Here is a 15,238-nt window from a genome sequence, read left to right as displayed (position 1 = left end):
TGTAGCTTTACGGTTGTTCTTCATTTTGCTTTTTGGTGCGGTAGGCTTCAAAACGCACTAATATTTCGTGCAGGTTCTTCAATGCTTCCACAGCCTTGCCTATCGGCGGCATCTTGCTTTTGTCGAAAGTCAGTTTCTTCAAATCGGTAGTGTACGCCGTAGCCACTTCGGGTAACGCCATGACCGCTTCGGCATCCTTGAATATCGGTGCATCAGCCAGCGACAAGTGCGAACGGGAGTTTTTATTTAGTCCGTCCTCTATCGTCACCCGGTACATGGCATCCAAGAAATCTTCCGAATGTAGGTAATCGTTATATTCCTGATTGTGGTAGAGTGCCGACAAGTCGTAAACGTCACGGATATGCTTTGCCAACAGTGCGGCTGCATCCTCATTGTAAGACAGCTTTACCAGCCTTGAAACCTTGTCGCAGATAGTCTTTCGGGGGTTGATACACTGCGTTTCAAAACTTTCCAGCCCGTAGGTGCTTATCAGTTCCTCTTGCCCGATGCTTTCAAGAAAGGCGGTCACAATCGGTTTGATAACCCGCTTGTCCGCCGGGTAGAACATCAGTTTTTTGTCCGGCAGGTCACAGGATTTTATCTCTACTTCCAAATGTTCTTTCAGTCCCACGCCTTGAAATACATTGTCATACGAGAAATACAGTTTACGGTAATTACCGCCCGTTTCCGACAAATCTTCCTTGTATATGTCACTATTGAGTTCGGCTATGTATTTGGAAAGTTTCTTGTTCAATGTCTTTTCTGCCTGCTTGGACGCACCTTTATCACCCGTGAACACGAACAAGTCCAAATCTTCCGAGAAACGTTCTATCAGCCCGTAGGCTTTGGAAAGTGAAGTTCCGCCTTTGAAGTAGGTCTTATCCGCATATTCGGACATGGAAATATCCCGCAGTATCTTCGATACCCAGTAATCCTTTTCCACGTGCGACTGCTCGTAGCCGAAATGGTCAGCCGCCAGTGCGATAATTTCCTTGAACGCTTCCTTGTCCGAATGTAAATTCATATTTCTGTCCTATGCTGTTTTATAATCCAAGTTGAACCGTGTCGTGGGAAGAATGGTCTTTGCCATTTCCGTTTGCAATACGGTTTGTCTGATGTCGCCCAGTATATCCGCCACCACCTTTCTGACACGTGGCGGGTAACTTTTCGCCAAAGATACGATTTTTTCCAGTTCCGGCAGGCTGTACCCGTTGAAATATTGGCTTTTGACCCGGTTGTAGATGTCCTGCCCGGTTGTTCCGGGTATGCGCTTCATGTCCTTTATCGCATCGAGCAGCCGCAAGTACGGGACAAGGCTTTCATCCGGATAGACCATGCAGTAGGCTTTCACGCACTCTATATCCAAGTTCTTGAAACGGAAACGGCGAACCGGGTTAGGAGTGGCTATCGTTATGGTTGTGGCTACCTGTTCGGTCAGCCCCATTTTGTTATAGATGTAAGCCCCCGTGATATAGCCGTTCAGTTTTTCAGTCAGGTAGCGGAACTGTTCATCCTGATAGACAGGCAGCTTTCCCAGCCCCAGCACTGATTTCTTGGGACGGTAGTACGCCCCCTTTTCAACCCGTACCAGTACCCCTTTGCGGCTCTGTTCGGAAAGTAGCACCGCAACATTGGCGGTCTTTTCCGTTTCAAACGACAAATCCCGGAACGTGAATATACGCCCGGTATCTATCCGTTCAATCTGCCCAAGTATCTCTTTCCTGAATGAAGCCATATTTATGTCCTTTGTTTCTATCTGCAAAGATAGTATATTATGTAATCACCTGCAAAAACATAACAAAGATTTTGCCGAAGATGTTTTCTTTTTGTCGTGTCACCTGATAATAGGAGAATAACGGAAACTCAATCAAAGGCTTGCCAAACGCTTCACAAATGGCTCACAAGTATAATGCGATTTTTGTAAAATGCTGATTATAAGCCGAAAACAATACTATACAAATGGCTCACAAATGGCTCGTCTAAAGCAAGCGATTAACTTCGGTCTGTACCCGTTTTAAATCTCCAACCAACAGTTGGAGATTTACCGCACCCGGATAATTTCAAGCTCCGCAGGACAAATTCGGGCATCCCTTGCCCCCGTTTTTAGTCGCTATCTGTAGACTGGACTATTATTATACCATTCAATAATCAAATCATTATCGTTATTATGGACATTTAAAGTGAAAAAGATATTCCTATAATGATTAAAGCAATAGATGCAAATATGTATCTATATCTTTTTGTAGAAAACATTGCTCCTATACAAGAGATAGATACAGCAAATTGTATACATTTTAAACTTAACTCTGTAGTCTTAAATATACACATAGACAAAAAAGATAATGCCAAAACAAATAGTATAGCATTCAATATATATTTCAGTTTCATATTCCTTTGATTTACATTGACCTTATTAGCAGTAGCATATAAATTGCTCATCCTAACCCAATAACCAATCCTATACAAAAGAACAAGGTGAATCTCTTTTCCTTGTGTTTCAGCCCATAGACCAGCCCGATAATAGCACATAAAGGAATATTAGATGAATCTGCATTTTTTCCTTTATTTACAAGGTATTTATGACTTTCTTTGCTCAATTTGCAAATCTCACGGTTCTCATTGTTCTGTTGTAGCATACATTTATGCAACTTAATGTTCCCATGATTCAGTTTAATCTATTTTCTCTAATTCAATTGTAGCTACTTTCTCTTTATCTGGACTAATTTCATTCTGTATAATGGTTATATGTTTTTGGGTATAGCTTTTGATAATCCAAGGGGCTCCACCCAAATATAAAGCATTGCTATTAAATGTGATATATTTCCCTTCTATTGTATAAGTAATATCAATTTCATCGTAACCTTCCCAATTTACTTTCCCTTTCCGAGTATCTACAAATTGCATACCGACCCCCATATTTTGTACTGTCCAAGCCTCACAATGCCCTGTTCCACGCCATGAAGTCTGATAAAGTGCTTCGGGGGTTAATTCATTTGTCTGTTCATTATCATCGTCGCAGCTTATAAAGCTGAATGTACAGAGGAATAGCATAAGTATTCCAAGAATTTCTTTTGTTTTCATATTCTTTTTTTTAATCCCTTGTTTAACTCATTCAATCTTTATTTTGTCTCTTCGTTGAACCAACCAAAGATAAGACAAAGATAAAAAGAAGAATTCTTTGGCAGATTAAGATACTCTTGGAATATTGTTATGAATGTAAATTTCTAAACCTATGTTTATTTTTTGTTGTCAAAACTTTGCTTGCGTCTGATTCGGCTCATGTGTATGGGTGTAATTTTAAGGTAGGATGCTATTTCTTTTAGTGATACCATTTGAAAGATTGCAGGGCATTTTTTTAAAAGTTGGAGGTAACGCTCTTCCGGTGTGAATCTGAATAAATCCAAATAACGTGAATATGATTGGAAAAACATCTGTTCGGCTGCGATACGGGCTATCCGTTGGTTTTCATTATTTTCCTTGAATTTTTGCTGTAAGAATGTAGAAGAACAGATGTAAATCTCGCACGGGATTATCGCCTGTATATTCAATTCTGATTTCATGCCATATAAGCAAGTGGGATAATCGGCTATAAATTCATTTGGAAAGGAAAAACCGACATTATACGGCTTGTTTTCTGTCCGGTTGGTGCAACTGTATTTGACTACGCCTGATAAGATAAACCCGAAGAAAGAACAGGCATCACCTTCATGGAGAATAAACTCATTCTTTTTATAATGTCGTAACTCTCCATGTTTCAGACACAACTCCTTGAAGAAGTCTATGTCTATGTTACTCATATATGAATTGAATTCGGCTATCATTTGTATATAAAAGAAATGTATAAAAAATATCTGAATTTCCATGTTTGGAGTTTAGTCTGTTTTTTGTCTATATATCCAAACCGTACTAAACTTTTTTCTGTTGACTGCAAGATATAAGTACTGGCGAAAAGAGTAAGAATAAAAGGTATTTCTTTTTGACAGTATTACTTTTAATAATTTGAGGAGGAAATAATACTCTAAGTAAAGGCTTATTCTACCGTCCGAGAGCTTATTTTGCTCCAGCTTGGGGTTTTCTTTCGTTTTATTTTCTAACATTGCCATTGTTTAGAGGTTTTATCTCGATTTAGGTGCCGTAACCGGGTAATTACACTAAATAGTTGATTTTCTTTTGTTTTTTGCGGATGCAAAGGTACAAAAGAAAATGATATTTCAAAGTGTACTGAATAACAGAAAATGGCAAAAATAGAGAAAAACAGAAAATATTCAAATGACTGATAATAAGAAAGATGAATTATTTTTATTCTATAATCTCCATGTCTTGTATCGGCATTGGCATTGGGTGGTAAAGAAGCAATAGATAACATCCATATTCTAAAAACTATTCCCTACATAGAAATGTCACTCCAATCTATCGGGGATTTGAAACGAGTGCAATAACAGATTACTAACGAAGCGCGATGACGCTTAAACAGTGTTCCCCGCTAATCCATTAAAGGGTTCACATATGGTTCATACTCGAATGATTTTCTTTTGCAAAATATGCAAATTACTTGAGTTTTAGCTATTTCAAAAAACGACCAAAGGGTTCACAAAGGGTTCATCGAAAGAGAGTGAAATCATTCACTCTCTTTTTTTATGCCCTTTTCAATTCTGCAACCAATGGTTGCGGAATTTCATCCCACCCGGACAAATCGGGACACCGCAGGACAAATTCGGACAGCCCTTGCCGCCCGTCCAAATATAGCATATTTAGTCGCTACCTTTGGGCGGGACTATTCCCGTAACCGCTAAAATTTCAATTATTTATGGCAAACAGAATGACCCCGCCCGCAGAGGGGCAGGAAAAAGACGTGCTGCTGGTCTTGGATAAACAGCAGGGAAAGGTGAGTGCCGTTAAGGGTATTGACAAGGAGGGCAATTTGCAGACCGTACCGCCAACACACGGTGGCGAGTTCATGCAGGTGGACAAGAACAGCGATGTGTTCAGCAACTTCATTTCCAACTTCTACCGCAAGTATCAGGACACTTCCGGGCTGGAACTGTTCAGCGTCAAGGCTTCCGAAGCGGAGCGGGACGCAAAGGCAATCGAGGAAAACCACCGCAACCCTACACCGGAGGGCGACAAGCGGGCTGAAATGCTTCGAGTTCCGAAGCCCGACTTCCACGAGTTCAAGCAGGGTTACCGCTTCGACCCGGCAAAAATCGACTGGGAGAACCTGAAAAAAGTCGGCATCACCGCCGACACCCTGAAAAACACGAAGGACTTCGACCGGGTGATGCGTGGCTACAAGTCCCGAAATACCTACACCGTTTCGGGGACGGTGGGCGGCTTCTACCTCAAACCTACCGATGTCAAGCTCTCTTTCTATCAGGCAAAGGACGGCACGGTAGTACCCAAGCTGCACGGCGTGCAGCAGGACGAAAAGCTGTTGCAACGCCCGTTCCATGAACACGGGTTCACCAAGCAGGAACAGGGCAACTTGCAAGGCACTGGCAACTTGGGCGGCATCGCTGAAATCAAAGACCCGAAAAGCGGCGAGCAAATCCCCGTGTTTGTCAGCCGGGACAGGTACACGCACGAACTGGAATACATGCGGGCTGACAAATGGAAATGCCCCGATACAATCTGTAACGTGCAAGTCAGCCCGGAACAGAAAGCCGCCTTTGAAGCCGGGCAAGCGGTGAAAATGGAAAACCTGCAATTCAGGGACGGCACGAAGCGCAGTGCCTATTTGCAGGTCAGTGCGGTGGAGCGTGGCTTGGAGTTCCTGCCCCGTGCCGCCGTCCAGTTCTTGCAGCAGGGGCAGCAGCCCGCAGAACAGCAGGTAGCCGGGCTAAAGGACGGCAAGGGCGTTGAGTTCAACGGTCATGTACAGCCCGGCGCACAGGGCAAATCCCACGACAAGGTGCAGCCGAAAGACGTTACCCCCGCCGCCGAGAACCGGACGCAGGTAGCGGTCAATTCCGGGGGCAAGACCAACGAAGCCACCAAGCAGGGCAAAGAGCCGTTGAAACAGGGTCAGGACAAGCCCACCCCCAAGCAGAAAGAGAAGCAGGAGAAAGCGCAGGACAAGAGCCTGAAAGCTGACAAGCCCAAGAAGTCCAGAGGAATGAAAATGTAATATCCACCATTAAAAAGTAAAGAATTATGATTGCATTGATAGCAGAAAAGCCCAGCGTGGCAAAGGACATCGCCCGCATCATCGGTGCGACCGGGCGTAATGACGGTTATCTTTCCGGCAACGGGTATATGGTGACATGGGCGTTCGGCCACTTAATCCAGCTTGCCATGCCGGAAGCCTACGGCGTGGCGAACTTCCGCAGGGAGAGCCTGCCCATACTGCCGCCCGATTTCCAGCTAATCCCCCGTCAGGTGAAAGCGGAGAAAGGGTACAAGGCAGACCCCGGCGTGCTGAAACAGTTGAAAGTGATAAAGGAAGTGTTCGACCAGTGCGACCGGATTATTGTCGCCACCGATGCCGGGCGTGAGGGTGAGTTAATCTTCCGCTATATCTTCCATTACCTGAACTGCCGGAAACCATTTGTGCGCCTGTGGATAAGCAGCCTTACCGACAAGGCAATCCGTGAGGGGCTGGATAACTTGCAGCCGGGAGAGCGTTACGATAACCTTTACCTCTCTGCCAAGTCCCGCAGCGAAGCGGACTGGCTGATAGGGATAAACGCCACCCAAGCGTTGAGCGTAGCTGCCGGGCAGGGGGTGTTCTCGCTGGGCAGGGTACAGACACCCACGCTCGTGATGATATGCGGCCGCTATTTGGAGAACAGGAATTTCGTACCCGCCAAGTTTTGGCAACTCAAAGCGGTGACCGCCAGCGGGGGAATAAATTTTACCGCCCAATCGACCGCCAAGTGGGAACAGCAGCCCGAAGCCATAGCCGCCCTGCAACGGGTAAAGGATGCCGGGCAACTTGTGGTTAAATCCGTTGAGAGGAAAGAAGCCTGCCAAGAACCGCCGCTTTTGTACGACCTTACCACGCTGCAAAAGGAAGCGAACACGAAGCTGAACTTCTCGGCTGACAAGACGCTTTCCATAGCGCAAAGCCTGTATGAAAAGAAAGTGATGTCCTATCCCCGAACCGGAAGCCGCTATATCCCGGAGGACGTTTTCGATGAAATGCCGGAACGTGTCGCCCTGCTGGGGCAATACTCCCGCTTTGCCGGGTATGCCGCCGGGCTGGACGGCACACCCGGCAAAGCGGGAGTATTGCCCCAGCAGGGCGACACGTTCCGAAAGGGCATCGAGGTGTACGCAACGCAAATCACCGCAGAACTGCTATCGGTGCAGCTATCTGTCGCTACTGGTGAAACCTGCCCCTGCCCGAAATGCGGCAGCGGGCGCATCCTGTTCTACCCGAAAGTGGCGAAGTGTTCCAACGTGGACTGCACGCTTACCATATTCCGCAACAAGTGCGACAAGCAGCTTTCCGACAAGCAGATTGTCGAGCTGGTGACTAAACGCAAGACCGGGCTAATCAAGGGCTTCAAGGGCAAGAACGGCAAGGCTTTCGATGCTTCGCTGGTACTGGACGAGCAGTTCAATGTCGGTTTTTCATTCCCCGAAAAGAAAGCGAAACCGAAGAAATAGCCTATCTTTGCCGCTGAAATTTCATTGTGATAGGTTTTACAGCTTATAATAATTGAAATTTTAGTGGTTGCGCCCGGAGGGAAACCGGGCGCATTTTTTATATGTTCCCGCCAAACAGGTAGGTCGAACAGACCACCCCGTTATCCAGCACCCTGCTTTCCGAGAGCTTCCACAGCGAGCCGGATGTTTCCCCGACAAAACCGATGCCTTTGCCCGCCATGACCGGGACGGTGTAGATTGTCAGGCTGTCCAGCAGTCCGGCTTTAATCAATGAAGTAAGCAGCTTGCCGCCACCCACCACCAGCATGTCGGTTTCCTGTTTCAGTTCATAGACCCTTTGCAGCGGTTCTTCGGTCAGGAACTCCACCCCGCAGTCCGGTGTAACGTTGGTGTCGTAGTGTGACACCACAAAAGACCGTTTGCTTTTGTGCGGCCACCCGCCCCAGTGTTCAAAGATGTAGTTGTAGGTGTTCGCCCCCATAAGCAGGCAGCTTGCGGCGGCGTGTTCCCTTGCCGCCAGTTCCTTGACCTCACGGGGCATCCAGTCCAGTTCATAGTCCGGCGTGGCGGTATGCCCGTCCAGCGATACGGCGATGTGCGCTTTGATTTGTTCCATATTGTCAGGTATTAAAGTGATATAAATCCCTACTGTCTTGGCACGTTAGCCGCAACCCCAAAAAAGAAAGCGTGGCATGACGCTGTTTCAAAGTAGAGGTACTGGCATACCCAAATGTGGAAACAGTGCAGCCACGCTATGACAAACGCATAGCATATCCTGCGCTGAATATCCCCACATTTTGAAAAGTGCCAGTTTTCTACTTTGGGACGTTCGGCGAACGTATATGTTATATATAAAGGCAATATTCCGGCAACCGCCGTCCAACTGCCGTTACTTTTCCGTGTAACTTCTGCAAAGTTAAGCAAATACCCTGAAAAATCACGTGCAAACAGAAAAAATCCTGCCGTGTTATCACAACAGGGCAGGACACAAGCACCTAAAAATACACAAGTTCAGCCCATACGCCTACGGGCAGCTTGCGTTCCTTTGAAGATGATATGAACCGATGACAAAACAGCTTTGGTTCGCCGTGTCTTTGGTGATGATGTCCCTTTCCCGCATGAAGCGGATATAGCTCTTTGCGGTGCGCTCCTTGATGTCCAATACCTGCTGCAACTGCTCGCAAAGGTCTATGTAGGTGATGCGTGTCTGCCGCCCGAAGATGTCATGTGCGACATTCACCAGTTCCCTTTCCTTGCGTTTCTCCTTTTCCTCACGGGGCTTCTCGCCCTTGTACACGTGCATCCCCGCTTCCTTGTCCCATGCAAAGAGCATCAAAGGAACGTCCAACGGGCTTCCGTCCCTTACTTTCAAGGCTTTCACGACCGACTGGGCGGGTTCTTCGTCTTTCTCTATCGAAAGGATTGTAGCCGCCTTACGCTGCAACTCACTACCCAAATGTCCCCGCAGTTTCAATCCGTTGGGGACGAAGTGCAGCACGCACAGAATACACGTGTTGTAGATACCCGCCAGCCGATAAAGTTCATCTATCACCGCCACGCTTTCCGCTTCATCGTTGGCACTCTTAACAAGGTCTGCGATGCCGTCAATGACGACCAACTGGATGCCGCCGTACTGGTAGTAGAACTTGTCCATGCTTTGTACAATGGCGTTCAGGCGTTCTTTGCGTGACATGCCGGTAAGACAAAACGCTTTCAGTTCATCGGGTTTGTCCGGCTGTTTGGCACGTGCCAGCAGGTTGCTTACATTCTTGAACAGTTGCACTTCCGACTGTTCGGTGTCGTAGAGCAAGACCGCCTTGTGTTTGCCGTTGGCGGTTATCTGTATGCCCAGCGTATCTACTTCCGCACCAGCCGGGCAGATGCAGCCCGCCACGATTGCGGCTATATAATTGCTCTTTCCCGTTCCCTCGCCCCCGGTGATGCCGAACAGGTTGCCTTGTGTCCCCAGCGGAACGTCACCCGCCGAAATAATCTCTTGCGCTTTGGCGGGCGGGTTGTTGAAATCTATTTCGCACGATTTAAGCATAATCAATGTGTCGCTATACAGGTTGTCTAAAAATTCGATAAACAGTTTCAGGAAATCTTCACGGGTGTTCCCGGCTTTGAAGTAGTCGGATATGTCCTTTTCCTCTTTCGTTCCCGGAAGCGGGAGCAGCAGGCGTTTCACTCCAAATTCTTCCAGTAGTTTTTCCTGTTTGCATGAACTTTCCCTGCCCGTCTTGTCCATGTCAAAGAGCAGGACGATGTGCTTGAACCGGAATGTCAGCCGATAAACCAGCGTGGGCGGTATTGTCACCGTTTCGCTGTTGAAGCAGATAGCGTGAAAACCGTGCGCCGCCAGCGAAAGCACGTCTTTCTCGCCGCCCGTGATGAATAGCGTGTCGCCTTTGGCTGGCAGTTGTTCCAGCCCGAAACAGTAGTTCTCACCGAAGCTGCCGCCGTAGAGGAAACGGGGCGTGGAGAACGGGCGGTACAGCTTGATGTGCTGTTTGCCCTTGTAGCCGTACATGGGTTCTGCCACCGATGAAGTGTAGGTGTACGGTTTGCCCTCTGCCGTTTCACTGTTGTATTCCCGGAGCGAACAGACCTTGTAACGTTCCAGCAGTTCGGGCGTGATGCCGTACTGTTGCCAGTACACCAGTTCGGCAAGCGGGAACTTCTGTTCCCGGAACTGGTAGGGCTTGACGGGCTTTTCGGGCGTTTCTTCGGGTTTGTCCGGCACTGCCCGGCAGACGGTTGCCGGGGGAACGGAAACCGGAATGCCGGAAGCCAGCCCCAAGCCCAAATCCCGGTCGATGATTTCCAGTATCTCCACGAAGTCAGCCGCCCGGTTGCAGTCCAGCCCCTTTAACTGCCCCACGAGGAAGAAACAGTCGCCGCTGTAACTGTCGTTGCCGAAGTCTTTCATCTTGTAGATACCGCCCCGGCGGTCGAAATAGATGTTGCAGGAAGCCTTGCTGTCCTCGTACAGCGGGTTAAGGAAGTTGCGACCTATGCGCCAATTGCCGGGCAGGTAGTGTTTGAACACCGCCAGCCCGTTACTTGTTCTTTCTAAGATTTCCTCTTTCCTTAGCATACAACTGGTGGTTGGTTATCAGGTTGTCGATGTTCTCCTTGTTGCTCCTTATCAGGCGTTCTTCCAGCATCCGGCGTATCTCGCTGACCTTGTAGAAGTAGCGTCCCCTGATGTTGGAATAGGCGATAGTTCCCGACACCCGCAGGCGTTGCAGGGTCTTTTCGCTTATTTTCAGGAACGTGCAGACCTCGTAGCTGTCCACCCACATGTCTTCCTCGCTTTGCCTTGCCGTTTCCATGTGGTTGAAGATGTAGTCGGCAATGGCGGTAATCTTGTTGTCCAGTTCCTTGTAGGCTTTGGACTCGAATGTTATTATTTCCATAACGGTAACTGATTGATTTGCCGCAAAGTTCGGGTGTCCTGAAAAATAAAACGCCACAGATGTACCCACCTGTGGCGAAATAAATTTTGTTAAAGCACGGTTGCCTAATCCTGCTCCCTCATGCGCATCAGCAACCTGTCTTTCAGGGTGGAGAGGAAGCCCGTTCGGTCTTTGGTCTTGGCTTTTAGTTCCATGTAGGTGTGGTAGAAGTCGCCGAGGTCGATGTCGAACACGTATTCAAAGTAGGCTACAATCTCCTTAATATCAACCGTCCCCTTGTTCAGACAGCCGCAGGCGTCCAGTGCGTAGATAAGTTCCACCAACGCCCTTTTCGTCCCCGTCCAGCGCAACACCTTTCCCATGAAGCCGTTCTTCACCCGCTTGCGTTGTTCCCGGCGTTCCAGCTCGTGCAGACGGTTGGTGAGGTATATTTCCAGCAGTTCGTTGGCTAAAATCTTGGCTACCTTGAAATCGTGACTGGTGCTGAACTGTGGGTCTGTTTCGTAATAGAAACTGTCCACGATGATTTGTATGTCAGGCTTCCCACGCATGAAATACTGCCTGTCCAAGTAGGTGGCTTTCGTTCGGTGGTACTGGTAGAACGCCAAGTTCCGCTGGAACGACTTTGAAATCCGGTCGGTTTCCGACAGCAGGTAGTCCCTTTGCACTTCCTCGCTGCCGCTGGGGAAGCGCACCTCTATCTTGTAAACGGTGTTGTAATAGATGATTTTGCTCGCTAAAAGCGGTTTCAGTTCCTTGAAGAAGTGTATTTCCTCTTCCGTGCTGGCGAACGGGTAGGAGATTATAAAGTTTTTGAGTTCGCCCAGTATCTCTTGCAGGTAGTCCACGCACAGGCGGCAGAGCGTCAGCGTGTCCGCTGCGGTGTCCTCGTATTCCTGTATCTGCCATTCCACTTTTTGAAGCAGTCCGGCGAAGTATGTTTCCAACGGTATCTTATGTTCCATAACCTTGTGCTTATCTTTTATGAAGCACAAAGTTACGGGCATAAAAAATCTGTTTTATTCTTGATTTTTCACATTACGTTCTTGTAACTGTGCATTTTCTTGTTTCCTGCGCTTTTCTGCGTATCTCGCCCGGTGTGTCCAGCAAGTAAGCCTTGCAGAAGTCGTTCAGGTTCGATGTCGATGCGAACCCCGTGGTGAACGCCACTTCCGTAAGTGTGAGGTTGGTGTTCTTCAGGTAGTGTTCCACGTCCTTTGCACGCTCCTTTATCACCCATTCCTTAGCCGTGTACCCGGTCATTTTCTTTACCTTCCGTCGGAACGAGCCGTATTCCATGCCGCATTTGTCCGCCAGTTGCTCGGCATCATAGACCATGTAGCCTTTCAGACGCACCATTTCGGTGAATGTCTGCCTGCCCAGCTCCGGCAGCATCCGTTCGGCGTGGCGCAGTTCCTTTTCCGTCACCAGCAGGCGGTTGTCCCTTACCGGGTTTCTCCGTAGCAGGTGGAAAGCGTGGCATACCGTGTTGTACACGTTGCAGAGGTACTGCCGTCCCGGTCGCATCCAGTGGAGCGCATCGCAGTAGGCGGTCAGTTCGGGTATCTCGTCCCGCTTGCGGTGCTGTTCCGCCAGTTCGTCCAGTATGGCGTAATGGGTGGTGGACATACCCAGCAGGATAATGATTGCCTTGTAGTCCTTGTATGCCGCCAGTGTCGGCGTTTCCGGCAGGCTTTTGAGCGTGTCGCATACGTGGGCGCACAGCCGCACGTCCTTGCTGAACGGTTCAAGTTCCAAGTAGTTGTCCATTTTCCGGCTGTTGTGCAGCAGCCATGTTACCTTTTCGTCCAGTTCCTTGCAGGACGCTTCCAACTCCGCTTCGGGAGCGGGAAGCAATAATGATGTAATCCGTTGTTCCATATCTGATGTTTTATATATGAATGACATATCATTTGTTCCACCTCACGCAATCCGTCCAACCCCATTCATCGAACAGCCATGTTTCTAAGAAGAAAAGTACAAAGGGCAGCAGGAACAGAAAATATGCCTGTACTGCGCTGATATGCTTAGAGCGGCGGTAGCGGTTCAACAATGCCTGTACACGGGCTTTCCTGTATCGTGCAAGAATAAATACACAAATAAGCAAAAACATTGCACCTAAATAGCCAAGATGTAAGGACGACCATTCCGGTACACTGTTAATCAGGAGAAAGTTGCCGGGCAGAACTACTACCCACCACCAATACCAAAACAGCAGTATAAAACCTGACATCCGCCCTATCTTCTTGCCCCAAACCTCTCCCTTGAAATATAGGTAGTCAAAAAAATAGTATCTGTAATTCGTCCGGTTTGCACGTTGCTTCACTCGTTCAAAATAGTTATCTGTATTTTTTATTCCTTTATTCATAATGGCTTGGAAAGGAACGCCGTCAGATGCTATCTTTCGTTGTTACTAACTTATTTACAAATCCCAATCCGGTGAATAAACACCCAATCCCAATAAGGGGATAAACAATGCCACATAAGACTGCAAGCATATTCAATCCTCGTTCATCTCCCGTGAAGCCGTCTAAACAAACAGCTTGCAATATGAAGTTTGTAATTTGCCAATCCAATAAACTTTGGTCTATACAGATAAAGGCAAGCCACAAAAGGATAGAGCAACATTCCAAACCCAACAATAACATTATGGTTTTAGGCTGCATTGCATATAGTTTATAGACCTTGTAGATTACCAGTATATCTATTATTACAAGCATACCCAAAAGACAATATTCCATAATGCCATATATTCCGAACAGACGACCAAAGCCTAAGCCACCACAAAATAATGTTATGGCTATCAGCAAAGCACTGAAAGCTGTCAATGCTATTATGGATTGAACAGTTTTATTCATCGCACTATTGTTAATGGTTAGCAGGGAACGGCTTGTCCGTTATCCTGCGTTGTTAGCTGTATCTATTTTAGAAAATCCAAATCAAAATAATATTGATTGTCATTCTTCGGATTTATGTAAATCGTTGCCACTCCATAATATTGCAATAGCATTTCCAATGAAACTTTTTCCTTCAAAATTGCATCACTGCGAAATGTTTTTGTCTTTCCTTTGTATGGGGTGGTGTACGTCACGGTGCATATTGCAGTGGACACTACTTGTTCACTATGATAAATGTCAGGAAACAAAGAGCCGCTAACACCATTCCAAAACTGGGTTTCCCATGAATTGAATACCTTAAAGACTGGCTCTTGCATCCTTGACTTCTTGCTACTCCATTTCTGCGCACTGACTTTACATTGGCTTAAATCAACCGATAATCGTGTTCCATGCTTTTTTATCTGTTTGATTGCCTGCCTTGCTCTATATCTACGAATAGCAGCACCTATAAGATTGTGATTTAACCATACAAGCAATAAAACCACTCCCGGTATTCCAATGGCATACCACCTTCCGGCAAAACAAATGCCCACACCGAATACATAAATCCAAATAAAAATAAATCCAAGTATTCTCAATATTTTATTCTCATAGATTTTCATGTCATATAATTACAGCTAATGCTTAGAAAGGAGCATCGTTAGATGCTATCTTTCGTTATTAGATATCTATTGCCCTTTCTCGCTTGAGGATATGGAACTAAAGTTGCCTTTATAATTCGATTATTACAGTTAAATGGTACATAAGCCACTTTACTATCAATACTTAATGTGTCGTTTAGCTGTTTCAAATGGGAGTGCTCATTTTGTAATAAAACTTCCGTTTTTGAAAAGTCCACAGAACTGCATATCGGATAGAAACCGGAAAAACAAGTAGGCGTTATGTAAGCTGCTTGATTTTCATAATCAAAGAACAGGAAACGGTTTCCGTCTGCCACATTATCATACACAGCAAAGCAATCAAACTTTCTCACTCCATTGATTGTATAGCTTTGCACGAAGTCAATATTGCTATCATCTACCGCTTTCAACTCAAAAATGACCTTCTTTTCATCGTGCTGATTAAAACACAGCCTATATAGAGTTTCAAATTCTGTTTTTTCTGTTTCTATATAAAGGGTATCTTGTTCAGTCAAAAAATGATACTTTACTGAATTTTGTTCCACATAGCCGTTTTTCGCTATAACATAGCTAAGTGGGAAAAGGAACAAACAATACAATACAAATATTCTCATGTCTTTATATCTAATGGTTCAGCAGGGAACGGCTTGTCCGTTATCCTGCTTCGTTAATAACTCTTTTCTTTTCAATAGAT

The 15,238-nt window shown here is 46.5% G+C and carries 15 protein-coding genes; 2 read left to right on the top strand and 13 right to left on the bottom strand.

Annotation, left to right across the window (positions count from 1 at the left end; all coding sequences use genetic code 11):
• Positions 1-7 precede the first annotated feature (7 nt).
• From JZY04_RS18855 to JZY04_RS18840, 4 genes are all read right to left on the bottom strand, one after another.
• A complete protein-coding gene (locus JZY04_RS18855; protein WP_004309977.1) occupies positions 8-1,024 on the bottom strand; it encodes a nucleotidyl transferase AbiEii/AbiGii toxin family protein in 1,017 nt (338 codons plus the stop codon).
• Between the two features lie 9 nt (positions 1,025-1,033).
• Positions 1,034-1,735: a DUF6088 family protein gene (locus JZY04_RS18850; RefSeq protein WP_004309978.1), complete on the bottom strand. Its 702-nt coding sequence runs from the start codon at positions 1,733-1,735 to the stop codon at positions 1,034-1,036.
• A gap of 935 nt (positions 1,736-2,670) precedes the next feature.
• Positions 2,671-3,081, bottom strand: a complete 411-nt coding sequence (locus JZY04_RS18845) for a hypothetical protein (protein WP_004309979.1) — start codon at positions 3,079-3,081, stop codon at positions 2,671-2,673.
• 155 nt (positions 3,082-3,236) lie between these two features.
• Positions 3,237-3,863, bottom strand: coding sequence for a Crp/Fnr family transcriptional regulator (locus tag JZY04_RS18840; RefSeq protein WP_220577443.1), 627 nt, complete (start codon positions 3,861-3,863; stop codon positions 3,237-3,239).
• Between the two features lie 944 nt (positions 3,864-4,807).
• Between JZY04_RS18840 and JZY04_RS18830 the strand changes: the two genes are divergently transcribed.
• The gene (locus JZY04_RS18830) at positions 4,808-6,124 is read left to right on the top strand and encodes a DUF4099 domain-containing protein (RefSeq protein WP_007482643.1); all 1,317 of its coding nucleotides are present in this window, start codon (positions 4,808-4,810) and stop codon (positions 6,122-6,124) included.
• Positions 6,125-6,150: 26 nt separating this feature from the next.
• Positions 6,151-7,608, top strand: a complete 1,458-nt coding sequence (locus JZY04_RS18825; RefSeq protein ID WP_220577442.1) for a type IA DNA topoisomerase — start codon at positions 6,151-6,153, stop codon at positions 7,606-7,608.
• 97 nt (positions 7,609-7,705) lie between these two features.
• On the opposite strand, the gene JZY04_RS18820 is transcribed toward JZY04_RS18825, so the two are convergent.
• From JZY04_RS18820 to JZY04_RS18780, 9 genes are all read right to left on the bottom strand, one after another.
• Entirely contained in the window at positions 7,706-8,224 is a 519-nt protein-coding gene (locus JZY04_RS18820; RefSeq protein WP_004326099.1) for a dihydrofolate reductase family protein, read from the bottom strand.
• 408 nt (positions 8,225-8,632) lie between these two features.
• Positions 8,633-10,705: a bifunctional DNA primase/helicase gene (locus tag JZY04_RS18815; protein ID WP_220577441.1), complete on the bottom strand. Its 2,073-nt coding sequence runs from the start codon at positions 10,703-10,705 to the stop codon at positions 8,633-8,635.
• The gene (locus JZY04_RS18810) at positions 10,668-11,096 is read right to left on the bottom strand and encodes a helix-turn-helix domain-containing protein (protein WP_007845709.1); all 429 of its coding nucleotides are present in this window, start codon (positions 11,094-11,096) and stop codon (positions 10,668-10,670) included. The genes JZY04_RS18815 and JZY04_RS18810 overlap by 38 nt, the downstream gene beginning before the upstream one ends.
• Before the next feature lie 35 nt (positions 11,097-11,131).
• Positions 11,132-12,034 carry an RteC domain-containing protein gene (locus JZY04_RS18805; protein WP_004326095.1) on the bottom strand — a complete coding sequence of 301 codons (903 nt, stop codon included), beginning with the start codon at positions 12,032-12,034 and terminating at the stop codon, positions 11,132-11,134.
• Between the two features lie 31 nt (positions 12,035-12,065).
• The gene (locus tag JZY04_RS18800; protein WP_033572530.1) at positions 12,066-12,908 is read right to left on the bottom strand and encodes an AraC family transcriptional regulator; all 843 of its coding nucleotides are present in this window, start codon (positions 12,906-12,908) and stop codon (positions 12,066-12,068) included.
• A 28-nt stretch (positions 12,909-12,936) separates the two neighbouring features.
• Positions 12,937-13,395, bottom strand: coding sequence for a hypothetical protein (locus JZY04_RS18795; RefSeq protein ID WP_032535952.1), 459 nt, complete (start codon positions 13,393-13,395; stop codon positions 12,937-12,939).
• Positions 13,396-13,417: 22 nt separating this feature from the next.
• Entirely contained in the window at positions 13,418-13,885 is a 468-nt protein-coding gene (locus JZY04_RS18790) for a hypothetical protein (protein ID WP_007482656.1), read from the bottom strand.
• 62 nt (positions 13,886-13,947) lie between these two features.
• Positions 13,948-14,526: a hypothetical protein gene (locus JZY04_RS18785; protein WP_007482658.1), complete on the bottom strand. Its 579-nt coding sequence runs from the start codon at positions 14,524-14,526 to the stop codon at positions 13,948-13,950.
• Between the two features lie 38 nt (positions 14,527-14,564).
• A complete protein-coding gene (locus JZY04_RS18780; RefSeq protein WP_007482659.1) occupies positions 14,565-15,158 on the bottom strand; it encodes a hypothetical protein in 594 nt (197 codons plus the stop codon).
• Positions 15,159-15,238: the final 80 nt, after the last annotated feature.

This window comes from Bacteroides sp. 11BF, assembly GCF_019633765.1.
Classification (GTDB): domain Bacteria; phylum Bacteroidota; class Bacteroidia; order Bacteroidales; family Bacteroidaceae; genus Bacteroides; species Bacteroides hominis.
The sequence above is the reverse complement of the archived record's forward strand: the minus strand, read 5'-3'. Positions and strand labels throughout refer to the sequence as shown.

Coding starts and splice junctions, on each gene's coding strand:
- JZY04_RS18815 (WP_220577441.1), bottom strand. CDS start 10,705: ATGCTAAGGAAAGAGGAAATCTTAGAAAGAACAAGTAACGGGCTGGCG.
- JZY04_RS18825 (WP_220577442.1), top strand. CDS start 6,151: ATGATTGCATTGATAGCAGAAAAGCCCAGCGTGGCAAAGGACATCGCC.
- JZY04_RS18850 (WP_004309978.1), bottom strand. CDS start 1,735: ATGGCTTCATTCAGGAAAGAGATACTTGGGCAGATTGAACGGATAGAT.
- JZY04_RS18855 (WP_004309977.1), bottom strand. CDS start 1,024: ATGAATTTACATTCGGACAAGGAAGCGTTCAAGGAAATTATCGCACTG.
- JZY04_RS18830 (WP_007482643.1), top strand. CDS start 4,808: ATGGCAAACAGAATGACCCCGCCCGCAGAGGGGCAGGAAAAAGACGTG.
- JZY04_RS18840 (WP_220577443.1), bottom strand. CDS start 3,863: ATGGAAATTCAGATATTTTTTATACATTTCTTTTATATACAAATGATA.
- JZY04_RS18820 (WP_004326099.1), bottom strand. CDS start 8,224: ATGGAACAAATCAAAGCGCACATCGCCGTATCGCTGGACGGGCATACC.
- JZY04_RS18800 (WP_033572530.1), bottom strand. CDS start 12,908: ATGGAACAACGGATTACATCATTATTGCTTCCCGCTCCCGAAGCGGAG.
- JZY04_RS18785 (WP_007482658.1), bottom strand. CDS start 14,526: ATGAAAATCTATGAGAATAAAATATTGAGAATACTTGGATTTATTTTT.
- JZY04_RS18780 (WP_007482659.1), bottom strand. CDS start 15,158: ATGAGAATATTTGTATTGTATTGTTTGTTCCTTTTCCCACTTAGCTAT.
- JZY04_RS18845 (WP_004309979.1), bottom strand. CDS start 3,081: ATGAAAACAAAAGAAATTCTTGGAATACTTATGCTATTCCTCTGTACA.
- JZY04_RS18790 (WP_007482656.1), bottom strand. CDS start 13,885: ATGAATAAAACTGTTCAATCCATAATAGCATTGACAGCTTTCAGTGCT.
- JZY04_RS18805 (WP_004326095.1), bottom strand. CDS start 12,034: ATGCCCGTAACTTTGTGCTTCATAAAAGATAAGCACAAGGTTATGGAA.
- JZY04_RS18795 (WP_032535952.1), bottom strand. CDS start 13,395: ATGAATAAAGGAATAAAAAATACAGATAACTATTTTGAACGAGTGAAG.